The sequence below is a fragment of the Streptomyces sp. NPDC001514 genome, assembly GCF_053597075.1.
Map to the genome: position 1 here is coordinate 84,682 of NZ_JBSFHO010000012.1, position 18,008 is coordinate 102,689.

General features: G+C 69.8%; 13 protein-coding genes. 5 read left to right on the forward strand and 8 right to left on the reverse strand.

All coding sequences use genetic code 11. The features are described 5' to 3' along the window. The first annotated feature begins 97 nt into the window (after positions 1–97). Positions 98–952, forward strand: coding sequence for a Cof-type HAD-IIB family hydrolase (locus tag ACWCXB_RS15290; RefSeq protein WP_450722910.1), 855 nt, complete (start codon positions 98–100; stop codon positions 950–952). A 68-nt stretch (positions 953–1,020) separates the two neighbouring features. Here the strand turns inward: ACWCXB_RS15290 and ACWCXB_RS15295 are convergent, their stop codons facing one another. The 5 genes from ACWCXB_RS15295 to ACWCXB_RS15315 all read right to left on the reverse strand — a co-directional run bounded on the left by ACWCXB_RS15295 (position 1,021) and on the right by ACWCXB_RS15315 (position 10,241). Beyond that, positions 1,021–2,061, reverse strand: coding sequence for a M23 family metallopeptidase (locus ACWCXB_RS15295; protein WP_450722912.1), 1,041 nt, complete (start codon positions 2,059–2,061; stop codon positions 1,021–1,023). A 139-nt stretch (positions 2,062–2,200) separates the two neighbouring features. Continuing rightward, the gene (locus ACWCXB_RS15300) at positions 2,201–4,057 is read right to left on the reverse strand and encodes a sensor histidine kinase (protein ID WP_450722914.1); all 1,857 of its coding nucleotides are present in this window, start codon (positions 4,055–4,057) and stop codon (positions 2,201–2,203) included. Positions 4,058–4,077: 20 nt separating this feature from the next. Beyond that, positions 4,078–7,662 (reverse strand): thiol reductant ABC exporter subunit CydD, encoded by a 3,585-nt coding sequence (cydD, locus tag ACWCXB_RS15305; protein WP_450722916.1) that lies wholly within the window; start codon positions 7,660–7,662, stop codon positions 4,078–4,080. A gap of 48 nt (positions 7,663–7,710) precedes the next feature. Beyond that, entirely contained in the window at positions 7,711–8,712 is a 1,002-nt protein-coding gene (gene cydB, locus ACWCXB_RS15310; RefSeq protein ID WP_450722918.1) for a cytochrome d ubiquinol oxidase subunit II, read from the reverse strand. Between the two features lie 23 nt (positions 8,713–8,735). Then, positions 8,736–10,241, reverse strand: a complete 1,506-nt coding sequence (locus ACWCXB_RS15315; protein WP_450722920.1) for a cytochrome ubiquinol oxidase subunit I — start codon at positions 10,239–10,241, stop codon at positions 8,736–8,738. 232 nt (positions 10,242–10,473) lie between these two features. Here ACWCXB_RS15315 and ACWCXB_RS15320 point away from each other — a divergent pair, with 232 nt between their 5' ends. Beyond that, the gene (locus ACWCXB_RS15320; protein WP_450722922.1) at positions 10,474–10,854 is read left to right on the forward strand and encodes a cyclophilin-like fold protein; all 381 of its coding nucleotides are present in this window, start codon (positions 10,474–10,476) and stop codon (positions 10,852–10,854) included. 146 nt (positions 10,855–11,000) lie between these two features. Here ACWCXB_RS15320 and hisC read toward each other — a convergent pair whose 3' ends face one another. Further along, positions 11,001–12,086, reverse strand: coding sequence for a histidinol-phosphate transaminase (gene hisC, locus ACWCXB_RS15325; RefSeq protein WP_450722924.1), 1,086 nt, complete (start codon positions 12,084–12,086; stop codon positions 11,001–11,003). A 360-nt stretch (positions 12,087–12,446) separates the two neighbouring features. Here hisC and ACWCXB_RS15330 point away from each other — a divergent pair, with 360 nt between their 5' ends. The 3 genes from ACWCXB_RS15330 to ACWCXB_RS15340 all read left to right on the forward strand — a co-directional run bounded on the left by ACWCXB_RS15330 (position 12,447) and on the right by ACWCXB_RS15340 (position 15,828). Beyond that, a complete protein-coding gene (locus tag ACWCXB_RS15330) occupies positions 12,447–13,559 on the forward strand; it encodes a LacI family DNA-binding transcriptional regulator (RefSeq protein ID WP_450722926.1) in 1,113 nt (370 codons plus the stop codon). A 184-nt stretch (positions 13,560–13,743) separates the two neighbouring features. Then, complete coding sequence (locus tag ACWCXB_RS15335; RefSeq protein ID WP_450722928.1) at positions 13,744–14,850, forward strand: metallophosphoesterase; 1,107 nt, start codon at positions 13,744–13,746, stop codon at positions 14,848–14,850. 147 nt (positions 14,851–14,997) lie between these two features. After that, complete coding sequence (locus ACWCXB_RS15340) at positions 14,998–15,828, forward strand: hypothetical protein (RefSeq protein WP_450722930.1); 831 nt, start codon at positions 14,998–15,000, stop codon at positions 15,826–15,828. A gap of 150 nt (positions 15,829–15,978) precedes the next feature. Here ACWCXB_RS15340 and ACWCXB_RS15345 read toward each other — a convergent pair whose 3' ends face one another. After that, complete coding sequence (locus tag ACWCXB_RS15345; protein ID WP_450722932.1) at positions 15,979–16,332, reverse strand: DUF805 domain-containing protein; 354 nt, start codon at positions 16,330–16,332, stop codon at positions 15,979–15,981. Between the two features lie 677 nt (positions 16,333–17,009). Further along, the gene (locus ACWCXB_RS15350) at positions 17,010–18,002 is read right to left on the reverse strand and encodes a helix-turn-helix domain-containing protein (protein WP_450722934.1); all 993 of its coding nucleotides are present in this window, start codon (positions 18,000–18,002) and stop codon (positions 17,010–17,012) included. Between the last annotated feature and the right edge of the window lie 6 nt (positions 18,003–18,008).

Here is an 18,008-nt window from a genome sequence, read left to right on the forward strand (position 1 = left end):
GGCCCGGAGAGCGTCGCGACTACTCCGCGTTAGGGGGCGTGCACTCAAATGTGCACCCCCCTGCACGGCCGTGCGCCTGGTGCGGGAGAATGCGTGGGTGACCTCAGCTAACGATCCTCTGCCGCTCCCCGCCACCGTCCGGCTGATCGCCACCGACCTCGACGGCACCCTGCTGCGCGACGACAAGTCCGTCTCGGACCGCACCATCGCGGCGCTCGCGGCCGCCGAAGAGGCCGGTATCGAGGTCTTCTTCGTCACCGGCCGCCCGGCCCGGTGGATGGACGTCGTGAGCGACCACGTCCACGGTCACGGCCTGGCGATCTGCGCCAACGGCGCGGCGGTCGTCGACCTCCACGCCGGCGGCAAACTGCTCGAGGCCCGCCCGCTGGAGCGGAAGACCGCGCTCGACGTGGTCAGGACGCTGCGCGACGCGGCGCCCGGGACGTCGTTCGCGGTCGAGCTGAGCACGGGGATCCACTACGAGCCGGACTACCCGCCGTTCCATCTCGACCCGGGCGCCACCGTCGCCACCGCCGAGAAGCTGCTCCACGAGGACGGCCCGGACTCCGACGCGCCCGTGCTCAAGCTGCTCGCCCAGCACGCGCAGCTGACCCCGGACGGCTTCCTCACCCTGGCCCGTACGGCCGCGGGTGACCTGGCCTCCTTCACCCGCTCCAGCCCGACCGCGCTGCTGGAGATCAGCGGTCTGGGCGTCTCCAAGGCCTCCACGCTCGCGCTGTGCTGTGCGGAGCGCGGGATCTCGGCGGACGAGGTCGTCGCGTTCGGGGACATGCCCAACGACGTGGAGATGCTGACCTGGGCCGGCACGTCCTACGCGATGGGCAACGCCCACCCGGACGTCATCACCGCCGCCTCCGGCCGGACCGTCGCGAACAACGAGGACGGCGTCGCGGTCGTCATCGAGCAGATCCTGGCCGCACGCCGGGCGTAGGCCGCACGCCGGGCGTAAGCCGCGGCGCACGACGAACGACGCAGGGCGGACGCAGGTCCCGCCCGCCGCTACAGCCAGACTCCGCGCTCGCGCATCCAGGGCACCGGATCCACCCCCGACCCCAGATACGGCGTGAGCCGCACCTCGAAGTGCAGGTGCGGGCCGGTCGAGTTGCCGGTGGTGCCCGCCTGCCCGACCCACTGGCCGGTACGCACCCATTCCCCCTGGTCGACGGTGATCGCGGCGAGGTGCGCGTACTGCGAGTACCAGCCGTTGGAGTGCTCGACGACGACCTGGATGCCGAAACCACCGCCGCAGGACACGGAGACCACCCGGCCGGCACCGATCGACCGCACCGGCGTACCGATCGGGACGGCGAAGTCCTGCCCTGTGTGCCGGTGTGCCCAGTGTCCGCCCGCGCTGTCGAATCCTGCCGACAGCGTGTAGTGCTCCACGGGCGCCACCCAGTTCGGCCCTTCCGGCAGCGGCGGCTGATCGAGCCGTACCGCTCCGGCGCACTGACCCGCGGCCGCACTGCGGTTGGCCTCGCCCTGCAGAGTCCATTGCGCCGACTCGAGCTTCGTCTCGATGTTCTGCTTGAGCCACGCCAGCCGCTCTGTGCGTGCTTGGAGGTCGAGCCAGGCGGCGCGGGCCTGCTGTTCGGCCTGACTGGCTCGGCGCTCGGCATGTCTGGCCTGGTCCAGCAGCCGGTTCACCGCCAGCTCCGCCTTCCAGGCCAGCTCCCATCCGCGCATCATCACAGCGGGGTCGTCGGCGAGCAGCAGCCTTGCGGTGAGCGCGAGGTTGCCGCCGGTGCGGTACTGGGCGCGGGCCACCTCGCCGATCTTGTCGTGTATCTCGTCGAGTTCACGACGCCGCTCGGCCAGCCGCCATTGGAGCCGCTCGGTGCGGGCCCGTTCGATCTCCGCGGCGTGCAGACCTCGCTGATACGACTGCGTGGCCTTCGCCGCCTCCTCGAACAGCCGGGCAACCTCGGCACTTGCGGTTGGCCCGTCGTTGGCGCTCGCCGGTGGCGCGAAAAGGGCCGGCAGCAGGCACAGCAACGACACCATCAGAATCCGTTGCCAGTCGCGGTGTTGGTGACCCATTCTCGGATCGTCACATCCGATTTGCCCCATGTGCGACATATAGACGGTGTCGTACCGCCAACCGGCCCAGTCCCTGTGCAGCCCCGCGCAGTCCCCGCGAAGCCCCCGTCCAGTGCCCGGTCCAGGACGCGGGAGCCTGTCAGGCGTCCAGCGAATCGCGGTCCGCGGCCGTCACCGCGCGCGGCTCGAGCGGCGCTTCCCAGATCACCGTCGTACCCCCGCCGCCCTCCGCGATCCCCGGCTCGCACCAGCTCGAACCGCCGAGCGACTCGGCACGCCGCTGGAGGTTGCGCAGCCCGCTGCGCCGCCCGCCCTCCGGAATCCCCACACCGTCATCCGCGACCGACAGCCGCACGCCGGCTGCGCCTGAACCTGTCCCGGCGCCCGCGCCACGGTCACCCAGTCGTACGGTCGCGTCGACGACTACCTCGATACGGGTCGCCTCCGCATGCCGGAAGGCGTTGGACAGCGCCTCCCGCAGCGCCGCGATCAGGTTCTTGCCCGTCAGCTCCCCGACCACCGAGTCGACCGGCCCGACGAAGCGGTGCGAGGGCTTGAATCCCAGCGGCACGGCCGCCATGTTGATCTCCCTCAGTACGCGCGTACGCAGCCCGGACGGCGCCTCCGCCGGCCCCTGCTGCAGCGCGAAGATGGCCGTACGGATCTCCTGGATGGTCACGTCCAGTTCGTCGACCGCCTTGCCGACGCCCTCCTGCACGGCGGGCACGAGCGACTGCCGCTGCGCGCTCTCCAGCATCATCCCGGTGGCGAACAGCCGCTGGATCACGAGGTCGTGGAGGTCGCGGGCGATACGGTCGCGGTCCTCGTACACGGCGAGCCGCTCCCGGTCGCGCTGCGCCTCGGCCATCATCAGCGCCACAGCGGCCTGCGAGGCGAACTGCGTGGCCAGGGTGCGTTCGGCCTCGGTGAACTGGCGTGCTCCCCGCGCCCTCGGGGTGGCCAGCGCGCCGAGCACCCTGCCGCCGCTGTGCAGCGGGAGGAGCATGACCGGCCCGTAGTCGCTCACCAGCCGAGTGAGCATGCGCGGATCGGTGGCGGCGTCCGCGACGAACACCGCCTCACCCGCGAGCAGCGACTCGACGGCCGGGCTCTCGGCCGGCACGACCGCGCCGAGATCCATGGAGGGCTGGGGCGGGGAGACGGCGACAATCTCCAGACCACCGTCCTCGGCCGGGAGCAGCACGATCCCCGCGGCCGAGTCGGCGAGCTTGCGCGCCTGCTCCGCGACGACGGCGAGAGCGTCGTCCGCGTCACCGCCGGCGAGCAGGGCGGTGGTGACGGCGACCGAGCCGTCGATCCAGCGCTCGCGCTGCCGCGCAGCCTCGTAGAGCCGGGCGTTGCCGATCGCTATGCCCGCCTCGGTCGCGAGGACCCGCACCATGTGCACGTCGTATTCGCTGAACTCGGCCCCACCACGCTTCTCCGCCAGATAGAGATTGCCGAAAATCTCGCCCCGGACCTGGATCGGTACCCCGAGGAACGTCCGCATCGGCGGATGGCCCGGCGGGAATCCGGCATAGCGCGGGTCCTTCGTCAGATCGGCGAGCCGGATGGCCTCGGGATGATGTATCAGCGCGCCGAGGAGCCCCTTGTCCCCGTCGGGCGGATGCCCGATCCGCCGTGCCACGCCCTCGGGGACGCCGTACGTCACGAAGTCGGACAGGCCCCGGCCCTCCTTGTCGACGACGCCGACGGCGGAATAGCGGGCGTCCCCGAGCTCCGCTGCGGTCGCGCAGATCCGGTCGAGGGTGGAGCGCAGCTCCAGGCCGGCGCCGATGGAGCGCATCGCTTCGAGCAGCTGGGGGACGCGTGCGGTGAGCTCGGCGGACAGGCCCTGGAGACTGCGGGTCGCCTGAGCGGCGGCTTCGATGCCCGTGGGCTCCGCGGGCCCCACGGGTTCCGCCGGTTCCGCGGGCTCCGCAGACTCCGCGGGGCCCACGGAACCCACGGGGTCCCTCATCTCGGGGGCTGTCATGCCCTTGAGACTAATAAGCCCTATTTGACATGGAAAGTCGGCTCTCGGAGTCGGCTGTCCAGCAGATCACCGGCGCGTTCCCTCTCCAGCATCCGGCGCAGCGGCCCCTCCGTCTGCGCCAGCTCCGCGTACGGGCCGCGCTGTACCGTCCGGCCGTCGTCCAGGACGAGCACTTCGTCCACCGCGTCGAGACCGCGCAGCCGATGGGTGATCAACACCGTCGTACGCCCCTGTGTCGCCTCCAGCAGATCGGCGGTGAGCGCGTCCGCCGTGGCCAGGTCGAGGTGCTCGGCCGGTTCGTCGAGGAGCAGTACGGGGAAGTCGGCGAGGAGTGCGCGGGCGAGGGCGAGGCGCTGGCGCTGGCCGCCGGAGAGTTGGGCGCCGTACTCGCCGACGAGGGTGTCCAGGCCTTGGGGGAGGCTGTCGGCCCACTCCAGCAGCCGGGCACCGGCGAGTGCCGCGCGCAGTTCGTCCTCGGAGGCATCGGTGCGGGCGAGCCTGACGTTCTCGCGGATGGTGCTGTCGAAGATGTGGGCATCCTGGGCGCAGAGCCCGACGAACCGCCGGACCGTGTCCCCGTCCAGCGCGGCCGCGTCCGTCCCGCCCAGGGTGTACGTGCCTTCCCGCGCGTCCAGGAAGCGCAACAGCACCTGGGCGAGTGTGGTCTTGCCGGAACCGGATGCACCGACGACCGCGATCCGCCTGCCCTCGGTGAGGCTCAGATCGAAACCGGTGAGTGCGTCGCGGCCCTGTCCCCCGTGGCGGGCCGTGAGCCCGCGGACCTCCAGCGGGAACGCGGACGCGGGTGCGGGTGCCGGGTCCAGGGGCTCGTGCACCGGCGCCGGGGCGTCGAGCACCTCGAAGACCCGCTCGGCACTGCGCCTGACCTGCTGCCGGTACTGCACGGCGAGCGGAAGCCCGATGACCGCCTCGAACGCGGCGAGCGGGGTCAGTACGACGACCGCGAGCTCGACGCCCTCGATCCGGCCCGTGTGCACGGCCATGACACCCGCGTACGCGGCGAACGCGACGGTGAGCCCGCAGGCCACGGCGGAGAGCCCGCCGCCGAGCGCGGTGGCGGACGCGGCGCGCGACGCGATCCGGGTGAGTGTGCGGTCCGCTTCCCGCACCGCGGCGATCCGGTCCTTCAGCGCCCCGGCGACGGTCAGCTCGGCCGTACCCCGGAGCAGATCGACGACCCGCGTGGCCAGCACACCGCGCGCCGGCGCGAGCCTGCGCTCGGCCCGCCGCGCGCAGGCGCCGCTGACCATCGGCACGGCCACCCCGGCGACGAGCAGCCCGACGGCCAGCACGGCACCGGCCTCGGGCAGCAGCCACGCCGTGAACCCGACGGCCCCGCTCCCGACAACGACCGCGACGCCCGCGGGCAGCAACCACCGCAGCCAGTAGTCCTGCAGCGCGTCGACATCGGCGACGAGCCGCGACAGCAGATCGCCCCGCCGAGCCCGGCCCAGCCCGGCCGGCGCGATCCTCTCCAGCCGCCGGTACACCCCGACCCGCAGATCGGCGAGCATCGACAACACGGCGTCGTGCGACACCAGCCGCTCCGCGTACCGGAACACGGCCCGCCCGATCCCGAACGCCCGCGTCGCCGTCACCGCCACCATCAGATACAGCACCGGCGGCTGCTCCGACGCCCGCGAGATGAGCCATCCGGACACCGCCATGAGCCCCACGGCGGATCCCAGCGCCAGGCTCCCGAGCACCAGGCCGAGAACGAGCTGCCCGCGCAGCCTTCCGGCCATCCCCCGTACCCGGGCCAGCACCCCGGCCTGCCGCCCCTGCGGCAGGGTCTCGGCTCCCGCGCTCTCCCCACCATCGGGGCGCACACGGCCGGCCACAGCCGGCCCATCCACGACTCCGTCCCGCACGGGCGCTGGCAACGGCTGCGGAAGCCCGGAGGGCGTGGGGGAACCCACCGCCGCGACATCCACCGACCCGGAACGCACCGCCCCCGATGGCCGAAGCTCGACGACCCGGTCCGCGAGGCCCAGCAGCGCGGGCCGGTGGACGACCAGCAGCACCGTCCGCCCTGCCGACAGTCGCCGGATCGCCTCCACGATCCCCGCCTCGGTCTCGCCGTCCAGCGCCGCCGTCGGTTCGTCGAGCAGCAGCAACGGCCGGTCGGCGAGGAACGCCCGGGCCAGCGCCAGCCGTTGCCGCTGTCCGGCCGACAGCCCCGTGCCGTCCTCGCCCAGGATCGTGTCCACACCCCGCGCCAGCCCGGCCACGAAGTCGTACGCCCCGGCGTCCCGCAGCGCTGCCATGACCTGGGCGTCATCCGCGTCCGGCCGCGCGAGCCGCACATTCTCGGCGATCGTTCCCGCGAAGAGGTACGGCCGCTGCGGCACCCACGCGATCGATTCCCGCCACCGCTCCAGGTCCAGGGTCTCCAGGTCCGCGCCGCCCACCCGCACCCGGCCCTCGTCCGGCGGGATGAACCCCAGCACCACATCCAGCAGCGTCGACTTCCCGACTCCGCTGGGCCCCACCAGGGCAACCACCTCGCCCGGCTCCACCACCAGCGACGCCGAGTCCAACGACGGCTCGCCCCGCCCCGCACGACGGACCGTCACCCCGGACAGCTCCAGCCGCACCGAGGCCGGCTCCCCCGCACCCCCGCCACGCACGGGGCTCTCCAGCACCGCGAAGATCTCCTCCGCCGCCGACAGCCCCTCCGCCGCCGCGTGATACTGCGTCCCCACCTGCCGGATCGGCAGATACGCCTCGGGCGCGAGGATCAGCACCACCAGCCCGGTATAGAGGTCGAGCTCACCGTGGACGAGCCGCATGCCGATGCCCACGGCCACCAGTGCCACCGACAGGGTCGACAGCAGCTCCAGCGCGAACGACGACAGAAACGCGATCCGCAGAGTCTTCAGCGTCGCCCGCCGGTACTCGGATGTGATCCTCCGGATCGACTCGGCCTGCGCCTTCGCCCGGCCGAACACCTTCAGCGTCGGCAGCCCCGCGACCACGTCCAGAAAGTGCCCGGACAGCCGTGACAGCAGCTTCCACTGACGGTTCATCCGGGCTTCCGTGGCCCAGCCGATCAGCACCATGAAGATCGGGATCAGCGGCAGGGTCACCACGATGACCGCCGCCGACACCCAGTCGTCGGTGACGATCCTTGCCAGAACCGCCACCGGAACCACCACGGCGAGCCCCAGTTGCGGCAGATAGCGCGCGAAGTAGTCGTCGAGAGCGTCCACTCCACGCGTGGCCAACGCGACGAGCGACCCGGTGCGCTGCCTGCTCAGCCACCCCGGGCCGAGCTTCGCCGCCCGCTCCAGCAGCCGCATCCGCAGCTCACTCTTGACCGCCGCGCTCGCCCGGTGCGCCGCCAGCTCGGTCAGCCACGACACCAGCCCGCGCCCCACCGCGACCGCGGCCAGCAGCACCAGCGGCGTCCACAGCCCGGAGGCGTCCAGCCCTCGCTGGAACGCCCCCACCACCACCTCGGCGATGAGCATCGCCTGGGCAACGACCAGCGCCGCCCCGGCAAGGCCGAGGACCACCACAGCCGCCATGAAGAAGCGGGTGGCCCGGGCGTACCGGAGCAGACGCGGGTCGACGGGTTTCACGTGAAACATCCCCTACTTCATGGCGGCGGCTCGGCGGACACGGAGAGCTCAGTGCGAATCAGCGATGTGCTGCGTGCCGATCCGCTTCCGGAACACCCAGTACGTCCACCCCTGGTACAGCATCACCACGGGCGTCGCGACCGCCGCACACCACGTCATGATCTTCAGCGTGTACGGGCTCGACGAGGCGTTGGTCACCGTCAGGCTCCACTCTTCATTGAGCGACGACGGCATGACGTTCGGGAAGAGGGTCAGGAAGAGCATCGCGACCACAGCCGCGATCGTCACACCGGACAGCGCGAACGACCACCCCTCGCGCCCCGTCTGATTCGCACCGATCGCCCCGACCAGCGCCACCACCGCGACGACCATCGCGACCAAGCTGGTCCCGTCGCCCTTGTCCGCCTGGGTCCAGCCCAGAAAGACGAGCGCCAGCACAGCCGTGATCAGCCCCAGCGTCAGTGCCAGCTTCCGTGCCCGCTCCCGAATGTCCCCGACCGTCTTCAGGGCGGCGAACACCGTCCCATGGAAGGTGAACAGGAACAGCGTCACCAGCCCGCCGAGAATCGCGTACGGATTCAGCAGATCGCCGAAGGTGCCGACGTACTCCATCTCCGCATCGATCTTGACGCCGCGCACGATGTTCCCGAAGGCCACACCCCACAGCACTGCGGGCACCAGGGAGGTCCAGAAGATCGCCGTCTCCCAGTTGCGCTGCCAGCTCTCCTCCGGCCGCTTCGCGCGGTACTCGAAGGCGACACCGCGCACGATCAGACACACCAGGATGATCAGCAGCGGCAGATAGAAGCCGGAGAAGAGCGTGGCGTACCACTCGGGGAACGCGGCGAACGTCGCACCGCCCGCTGTGAGCAGCCATACCTCGTTTCCGTCCCAGACGGGACCGATGGTGTTGATGAGGACGCGCTTCTCGGCCCGGTCACGGGCGAGCAGCTTCGTCAGGACGCCGACGCCGAAGTCGAAGCCCTCGAGAAAGAAGTAGCCGGTCCACAGGACGGCGATGAGTACGAACCAGACGTCGTGGAGTTCCATGCCTCAGCTCCCAGTCCTCGGTCTCAGTAGGAGAAAGCCATAGGCCGGTCGGCGTCACGGTCGTCGCCGCCGATCCTGGTGGGTGGGTTGAGGTCGGACTCCGTGAGCTCGGGAGGCCCGGCCTTGACGTACTTCACGAGCAGCTTGACCTCGATCACGGCGAGCACCGCGTAGAGCGCCGTGAAGACGATCATCGAGGTGAGCACTTCGCCCTGCGAGACACCGGGGGAGACCGCGTCACGGGTCTGGAGCACCCCGTACACGACCCAGGGCTGCCGCCCCATCTCGGTGAAGATCCAACCCCAGGAGCTGGCGATCAGCGGGAAGCCCAGCGTCCAGATCGCGGTCAGCCAGTACAGCTTCGTGAGCTTCGGGCCGAGCGGCTTCCTGAAGAGGACCACATGCGGCACCTCGTCCTCACCGACCCGAAGCGCCGGCGGCAGCAGGAACTTCTTGCGTGTCAGCCAGAGTCCGGCCAGGCCGATGGCGAAGGACGTCATGCCGAAGCCGATCATCCAGCGGAATCCCCAGTACGCCACGGCGATGTTGGGCCGGTAGTCGCCGGGCCCGAACTTCTCCTGCAAGGCCTCGTTGGTGTCGTTGATACCGGGCACGTGCGACGTGAAGTCGCTGTGGGCCAGGAAGGACAGCAGACCGGGTATCTCGATCGCGACCTTGTTGTGCCCCTTGTCCACGTCCCCGTAGGCGAAGACGGAGAACGGCGCCGGCTGCTCGCCCTCCCAGAGCGCCTCGGCCGCGGCCATCTTCATCGGCTGCTGCTCGTACATGACCTTGCCGAGGAAGTCACCACTGATCGCGGTCAGCAGACCCGCGACGACGACGGTGACCAGCCCCAGGCGCAGCGAGCTCTTCATCACCGGGACGTGCTTCTTGCGCACCAGGTGGAAGGCGGCGATGCCGACCATGAACGCGCCACCCACGAGGAAGGCCGCGGACAGGGTGTGGAAGACCTGGGTGAGCGTGGTGTTCTGGGTCAGCACGATCCAGAAGTCGGTGAGCTCGGCCCGTCCGTTCTCCTTGTTGATCCGGTAGCCGACGGGGTGCTGCATCCAGGAGTTGGCCGCCAGGATGAAGTACGCGGAGAGGATGGTGCCGATGGAGACCATCCAGATGCAGGCGAGATGGATCTTCTTCGGAAGCTTGTCCCAGCCGAAGATCCACAGGCCGATGAAGGTGGACTCGAAGAAGAAGGCGATCAGCGCCTCGAACGCGAGCGGGGCTCCGAACACGTCGCCGACGAAGCGCGAGTAGTCGGACCAGTTCATGCCGAACTGGAACTCCTGCACGATGCCGGTGACCACACCCATCGCGATGTTGATCAGAAAGAGCTTGCCCCAGAACTTGGTCGCCCTGAGGTACTTCTCGTTCTCTGTGCGCACCCATGCCGTCTGCAGTCCGGCTGTGAGCGCGGCCAGCGAGATCGTCAGGGGGACGAAGAGGAAGTGGTAGACGGTGGTGATGCCGAACTGCCAGCGCGCCAGAGTCTCTGGCGCCAGAGCTAGGTCCACGTCGGCTCTCCTTACCTCGGCGTGGTCACATCGGCGTACTACATCGGCGCGTCCCGGCACTTTGCCCCGTAGATCCACCCCATTCCAGGAGGTTCAGGGCGCGCTTGTGAACGCGTTCACATTCACAAGCATTATGGCTCATACGAAATCCGTACTGACGAGCGGGGTCCCTCTTACGGTTACCCGCCGGTCACTCTTCCCGTCTTCTTCAACATATTGTTGAATCTGAGGAATGAGGATCCGAATCTCCTGGCCCGCCGGACAGCTCACGGCGACCCTTGAGGAAACCCCCACGAGCAAGGCGCTCGCGGGGGCTCTCCCGATCTCGTCCACCGCCCACACCTGGGGCGAAGAGGTCTACTTCGAGACCCCGGTCTCCCCCGCGCTCGAAGCGGACGCCCGGCAGGTGGTGGACCCGGGCACGGTCGCGTTCTGGACCGAGGGCGACGCGCTGGCACTGCCGTACGGACCGACGCCCATCTCGCGCGGCGACGAATCGCGCCTCGCGAGCCCGTGCAACATCCTGGGCCGGATCGACGGGGACCCGCGCGTGCTGGCGACAGTGCGCTCGGGCGACCCGATCCGCGTCGAGCACGTGAGCGACCAGGACTGAGCCGCACCCCGCGGGGACAAGGGGCACCCCGGCGGGGCGGCTCCCTGGCCACAGCAGCGCACCCCGGCGGGGGACTCCCGGGCTACAGCAGCGCACCCCGGCGGGGGACTCCCGGGGTGTGGCCGCACCCCGGGGGACGTGGCCGGCTACAGATCCTTGTGGAACGCCTCCGCGGTCTGCAGGAAGACGTCATTCGCCTCGCACTCGCCGATCGTGACCCGCACCCCCTCGCCCGGGAACGGCCGCACCACGACCCCGGCCCGCTCGCACGCCCCCGCGAACTCGACCGTACGCTCGCCCAGGCGCAGCCAGACGAAGTTCGCCTGGGTCGGCGGCACGGTCCAGCCCTGCTTCACCAGCGCGTCGTACACCCGCGTCCGCTCGGCGACCAACGAACCGACCCGCCCGAGCAGTTCGTCCTCGGCCTGCAGGGATGCGACCGCCGCGTCCTGGGCGAGCTGGCTGACGCCGAAGGGCACCGCCGTCTTGCGCAGCGCCGCGGCCACCGGCTCATGGGCGATCGCGAAGCCGACCCGCAGGCCGGCCAGACCGTAGGCCTTGGAGAAGGTCCGGAGCACGGCGACGTTCGGCCGCTCCCGGTAGATCTCGATGCCGTCGGGTACGTCCGCGTCCCTGATGAACTCGCGGTACGCCTCGTCCAGCACCACCAGCACATCCGACGGCACCCGGTCGAGGAACCGTTCCAGCTCGGCGCGGTGCACCACGGTCCCGGTGGGGTTGTTGGGGTTGCAGACGAAGATCAGCCGGGTCCGCTCCGTGACCGCGTCCGCCATCGCGTCCAGATCGTGCACATCGCCCGAGGTCAGCGGCACCTGGACCGGCTTCGCCCCGCTGATCTGCGTGATGATCGGGTATGCCTCGAAGGACCGCCACGCATAGATGACCTCGTCGCCCGAGCCCGAGGTGGCCTGGAGCAGCTGCTGCGCCACACCCACGGAGCCGGTGCCGGTCGCCAGATGCGAGACCGGCACCCCGAAACGGTCGGAGAGCTCGTTCATCAGCCCGGTGCAGGCCATGTCCGGGTAGCGGTTGAAGCCCGCCGCCGCGGCGACCGCGGTCTCCATCACCCCGGGCAGGGGCGGATACGGGTTCTCGTTGGAGGAAAGCTTGAAGGCGGCGGGTCCCTCACCGCCGGCCGCGGCGGGCTTGCCCGGCTTGTAGGTGGGGATGCCGTCCAGCTCGGGGCGCAGCTTCGGGCTCGTCTCGCTCACCGCAGGTCCTCCTCGACCGTCGTACAGGCTCACCAATACTGCTCACCTTATGAGGATTCCCGGCCCCTGCGAATGGGCGGTGGCAGATCCCGGAAAAAGGGGGAGCGCTCCCCAAGCCGGCGCGCGCCGGTGGCTCACTCCGTGGCGCGCATCGCCCGTAGTAGTGAGTTGAGACCTCTTCGAGACCTCGGGCCCTTGGCAGGTCTATGCCGGTCGACAACCGTGAGACCAGTGTGGAAGTGTCCAACTCCCTTGGTTTCTAAGGCAATTGGGCATTACGCACCATGCAGAAACGTGCCTGTCAACGGCTGCATATGCGACCGGCCCAACCGCACGACATCGCCCTACTATCGGCTCGCCATGACAGCAGCAGGGAAGCACCAAGTGAGCCGGACGGAAACATCCCGCCGGGGCAGCCGGCAAGGTCGGGCGGGCATCCGGGACGTGGCCGCCGCTGCCGGTGTCTCCATCACGACTGTCTCCGACGCCCTCAACGGCAAGGGCAGACTGCCGGACGCCACGCGCCGCCACGTCCGTGAGGTCGCGGACCGGCTGGGCTACCGCCCGTCGGCCGCGGCCCGAACGCTCCGTACGGGCAAGTCGGGACTCATCGGCCTGACCGTGACGACGTACGGGGATGAACCTTTCACCTTCACCGAGTTCGCGTACTTCGCCGAGATGGCGAGAGCCGCGACCTCCGCCGCGCTCGCCCGCGGCTACGCGCTTGTCATCCTGCCCGCCACTTCACGCCATGACGTCTGGTCGAACGTCGCCCTCGACGGCACCGTCGTCATCGACCCCTCCGACCACGACCCGGTCGTCACCGAGCTGGTCCGCCAGGGCCTGCCCGTCGTCTCCGACGGGCGCCCGGCCGGCACCCTCCCGGTCACCGCCTGGGTGGACAACGACCACCAAGCCGCCGTACTCGATCTGCTCGACCATCTCGCCGCCGCCGGCGCCCGCCGGATCGGCCTGCTCACCGGTACCTCCACCGACACCTACACCCGGTTGTCGACCACCGCGTACCTCGACTGGTGCGAGCGGGTCGGCCAGGACCCCGTCTACGAGGCCTACCCCGCGCACGACCCGTGCGCGGGCGCCGTCGCCGCCGACCGACTGCTCGCCCGCCCCGACCGTCCCGACGCCGTCTACGGACTCTTCGACCCCAACGGCACCGATCTGCTCGCGGCGGCCCGGCGGTACGGGCTGCGCGTGCCCGACGACCTGCTGCTGGTCTGCTGCAGCGAGTCCACGGTGTACGCCAACACCGAGCCCCCCATCACCACCCTCTCGCTCAAGCCCCGGAGGATCGGCACCGCCGTCGTCCAGCTGCTCATCGACGCGATCGAGGGCATCGACGGAGGCGGGCCGGTCGAGCAGGTGATACCGACGGAACTCATCGTCCGTACGTCCTCACAGCGCCGCCCCCCGCGGACGACGGTGAGCCACCCGCGGTCACCCTCTCAGGTCTAGGGCCCGTCTTGTGGATCAGGCCCTAGACCAGCCCAATTCGGGCGAAACGGCCAGCGAACCGAGGCTGTACCCGGATTCAGCACCCCTGGTGCGTCACACAGCACGAGCCGCATTCCTATGATGGGCGCACGACACCGCGGGCCTCCCCGACCAGGCCGGTCCGACGGGGTACGGCGGCGCGACGGTGGTGGAGGGGTCGATGACTCAGGGGGCCGGTCAAGGACCCGTGGTGCGGACGGCGACGTTGCGTGACTTCCGGGTGCCCCCGTACGCACAGGTCCCGGTGCAGTCGCAGGCGCCGTCGTACGAACACGTCCTCGATCACCCCGGTAACGCCTATCCGGAGGACGAGCCGCCGGAGGGCTACACCCCCACCGAGCGCGACCTGCCGGTGATCAACCGTGGGGACACCGTCCAGGTGACCGTCGCGCCCGTCGAGACACAGGCCGCCGTCCAGGACGGCCTCGGCCCGCTCTACGTCGTCGGCGACGTCCACGGCTATCTCGACGAGCTCGTCGCGGCGCTGGTCGAGCAGGGCCTGATCGACTCCGAGGGCCAATGGTCGGCGGGCAACACCCGGCTCTGGTTCCTCGGCGACTTCACCGACCGCGGCCCCGACGGCATCGGAGTCATCGACCTCGTCATGCGGCTTTCCGCGGAGGCCGCGGCCGCCGGCGGCTACTGCAAGGCCCTGATGGGCAATCACGAGCTGCTGCTCATCGGCGCGAAGCGCTTCGGCGACACCCCCGTCAACTCCGGCGCCGGCACCGCCACCTTCCAGGCGGCCTGGCTCCTCAACGGCGGCCAGAAGAACGACATGGACCGCCTCCAGGACGTCCACCTCCAGTGGATGGCCCGGCTGGACGCGGTGGTCGAGGAGGACGGGCATCTGCTGATGCACTCCGACACGACCGCCTACCTCGAGTACGGCACCACGATCGCGGACGTCAACGACAACGTCCACGAGATCCTGAACCGCAACGACGCCGACGAGTGCTGGGACCTCTTCCGCAAGTTCACCAAGCGCTTCGCCTTCCGTGACGACGAAGGACCGCAGGCCGTGCGCGAGCTGCTCGACGCCTATGGCGGACAGCGCATCGTCCATGGCCACAGCCCGATTCCGTATCTGCTCGGCGAGGTCGGCACCGAGGACGCGGCGGACGGTGAGGAGGGCTCGCGTCCGGTGGTCGAGGGCCCTCATGTGTACGCGGACGGACTCGCCATCGCGATGGACGGCGGAGTGACCATGGCCGGAAAGCTGCTGGTGGCGCAGCTCCCGCTGCATGGCTGAGCCAATCCGGGGAAGGCGATTTCCGGAAACCCCCTGTCACCCCGTGCCGTAACCGCTCTACCATCGGCTTATCCGTAGCAGGCTCTCCTCCGTTTCCGCCCAACTGCCCACCCACGCGGGCAATCCGGCCCTACGGAGCATCGGGGGATGCACATGAACAGCGCTCCGCACCTGCTGACCGAGGACCGCGCCGAATACGAGCGCATCCTCGATGACGCGCTGCGCAACGCACACGACCGTCCGGATCTCGACGCCGTCGGGGAGCGACTCAACGCCGAACAGCTACGCACGATGGCGCTCAACGCCACCGCACTGATAACCAGCGCCGCGTCCGCGGAGTACGAGCACTTCGTGAAGGTCCGCGAGGATCTGCGCTCGCCCTCCACGGGATCGGTCCAGAGCTCGGTTCTGGGCCCCGCGCTCGGTGAAGCGGCCGAACCGGGTGCCGGGGCCGGCTTCGGTGCCGTCCTCACCGTCCTGGCACCGGTCCTGGCGGGCACCGCCGCGGTGATCTTCCTGCTCGTGGGTTATGCCCTCAAGGCGCTGAGCCCTGAACCGTCCTTCGCGGAGACCCTGGTGACGGCCGGCTGGTTCTTCGGGGCACTCACGGCGGCGGGTCTCCTGGCCGCCGCGATCGGCCTGCTGATCACGGCCCTGCGGAACGGTGCGACCCAGGTGCCCGCCGAGGAGGCGGGGGGCGAACTGCCCGACGAGGTGGCACGTGCCAGGGAAGCTTGGCGGCACGCCCTCCTGGAGCGCGGAATCATCCCGTTCCTGCGCGCCGCCCTCGCCGACCCCAGCGCCGACCCGGCTTCCCCGGCCCCACCGCGCCGGGTGAACCGCATCCCGAAAGTCGGCTACAGCGGGCCCGACTTCTCCAGCCCGAGCGAGGGCTCATCGGCCGGCTCCCGGCCGACATTCACCAGCCCGGACTTCACCAGCCCGGACTTCGGCCCTCCGGAGCACCAGCCCGAGTAGACGGACCCGGGATCGCGTTGCCACGGGACCTCTACCGCGCGGGACAGCACTGACGGATTCCCTGCTGACAGCTGACGGTTTCCATGGCGAGGGCCGGGGCAGCTTCGATGCTGCGCCCGGCCCCTGGTCCGATCCTGACGGATCGTCGACTCACGCCGCGGCGGGAGCGAGCTTCGGGTTCACGCCGTACTCGTTCTCTTCCGGCTTACCGTCGGACGCCAGGAAGACGAGCAGGACGATGCCGCCGAAGGGGACGAAGGAAATGAGCAGCCACCAGCCCGAGCGCCCGGTGTCGTGCAGTCGGCGAACCGCGGCGGCGAGCGACGGGATCAGCGTCCCGAGGAGGTAGACCGCGTAGGGGATCTGCGTCTTGAGAGCGACGCCGATGCCAAGCAGCACCAGGGCGAAGATGACGTTGAAGAGTACGAACATCCAGTACTCCTTGCGGCGTGCACGACCGCCGAATCCGGCGTAGTTCTTGAGCACAGCCAGGTACCAGCTCACTTCGGTTCCTTTCATTCCCTTTGTCAGGGACGCATCGAATTTCGGCCAAGCAAGGCGGAACGTAAGGCACACATAAAGACGCGGTCAATAGCTGCCCGACTACTGGGAGAACGTTCACCTTCCTGCCGCCCAACCGTGTCCGTTCCGACGCCAAAAGGCCGGTGCAATCACGAAGAGAAGGGATGTGTCGTCATAAACCAGTCATCAGCCGCTACTTGGGCAGCAGCGTGAGGTCGGGCAGCGTCCCCACCACGAGGACCCGCTGTCGGCTCCCGGCCGGAGCAGGTGCATGATGGCGCAGCCGGACCAGGCGGTGGCCGATGTGACGACCGCGACGGGTGGATGCCGAGCATGGACAACTGGCCTACGCCGCGCCGATGACGGGTGGTCCCGTCCCGCGTCTGCGGTGGTGGCCCTGGGCGCTCGGCGGTGGCGGCTGCGGGTGCGCCCTGGCCATCGTGGGCTTCCTCGTGCTCTCTCTGCTCGGGGTCGCGGCAGCGTTCACGCTGTTCATCCTGAACCGCATCTGGGTCCCAGGAGCTCCGGGCGACGCCCTCGTGCTGACGGATGCACAGCTCGCACAGGTGAACGTGCTCAGCTCGATCACGGGTGCGTGCTACGAGCACCACCAGGTCCCTACGACTTGCAGCGACGCATTTCTGAACGGCGCAGGACCTTCAGTGTGGCTCTACCCAGCCGTGTCGGATGGCGTAACCGCCAAGCTGCATCCGGGTCCGAACTCCGGCTATGTCCATGAGGTGGCGCAGGCGTCGGTGCAGCGTGCGCGGTGACAGACCAAGCTGTGTCGCGGCCGTCGGGTCGGTCACGCCGGCCAGCAGTAGCGCGAGGATCCTTCGGTCGACGTCGGTCGGGCCTTCCGCACCGAGCTCGACGGTGGTTTCGGCTTCTCCGCCGGTGCCCGACAGCTCGAGCGGGTGGCTGGTGCGCCATACCGTCTCGAACAGCGCGTCCAACGCATCCAACAGGCCGCTGCGGTGCAGCAGCACGGCGCCGGGCTCTCCGTCCGGTGTGACCGCGAGCGGGACAAGGCCGAGGTCGGCGTCGGCCAGCACGAGTTTCATCGGCAGCTGGTCGGCGACACGCAGTTGCACGCCGTTGTGCAGTGAATCGATCGCATCGGTGATGATGCCCGGCTCTGCCAGCACGGCCCGGTCCAGTACCGCCCGGAAGTGCACGCCGCGGCCGATGGCCACGGGTTCGGCCGTGTTCTCGTCGGGCGGCACGGCGACGAACGGTGCGGTGATGAAGGTGCGGACCTGCGTGCGGGCTGCCTGCTGCACCTGTAGGAAGCGATGACGGATGGCATCGACGCCCGAGACGACCTCGATCAGATCGTTGATGCTGCTCCCGGTCATCGCCGCCCGGTGTTCCTCGGCGAAGGTCACCAGTGCCTGCTCAGCCATGCGCAGCCCGTCTCGGCGCTGGCCGATGAGAGCTCCGAGCGCCATGGCCGGCGGCGCGGCGGTGAACTGCTCATCCGCCGACCTGATCACCAGTCCCCACTCGACCAGGCGGGACAAGGCCTTGTCCACGTCGGCTTGCGATACGACGAGCAGATCCGCCAGCAGCATCGCGGTGGAATCGGGCCGTCCGAGCAGCGCCCGGTAGACGCGCTCGTCATCGGGTCCGAGGCCCAGAACATCCAGCATCGGCGA

Excerpts from the sequence above, each read along its gene's own strand:
- ACWCXB_RS15300 (WP_450722914.1), bottom strand. The coding sequence starts at position 4,057 with ATGACAGCCCCCGAGATGAGGGACCCCGTGGGTTCCGTGGGCCCCGCG.
- ACWCXB_RS15350 (WP_450722934.1), bottom strand. The coding sequence starts at position 18,002 with ATGCTGGATGTTCTGGGCCTCGGACCCGATGACGAGCGCGTCTACCGG.
- ACWCXB_RS15330 (WP_450722926.1), top strand. The coding sequence starts at position 12,447 with ATGACAGCAGCAGGGAAGCACCAAGTGAGCCGGACGGAAACATCCCGC.
- ACWCXB_RS15320 (WP_450722922.1), top strand. The coding sequence starts at position 10,474 with ATGAGGATCCGAATCTCCTGGCCCGCCGGACAGCTCACGGCGACCCTT.
- cydB (WP_450722918.1), bottom strand. The coding sequence starts at position 8,712 with ATGGAACTCCACGACGTCTGGTTCGTACTCATCGCCGTCCTGTGGACC.
- ACWCXB_RS15295 (WP_450722912.1), bottom strand. The coding sequence starts at position 2,061 with ATGGGTCACCAACACCGCGACTGGCAACGGATTCTGATGGTGTCGTTG.
- ACWCXB_RS15340 (WP_450722930.1), top strand. The coding sequence starts at position 14,998 with ATGCACATGAACAGCGCTCCGCACCTGCTGACCGAGGACCGCGCCGAA.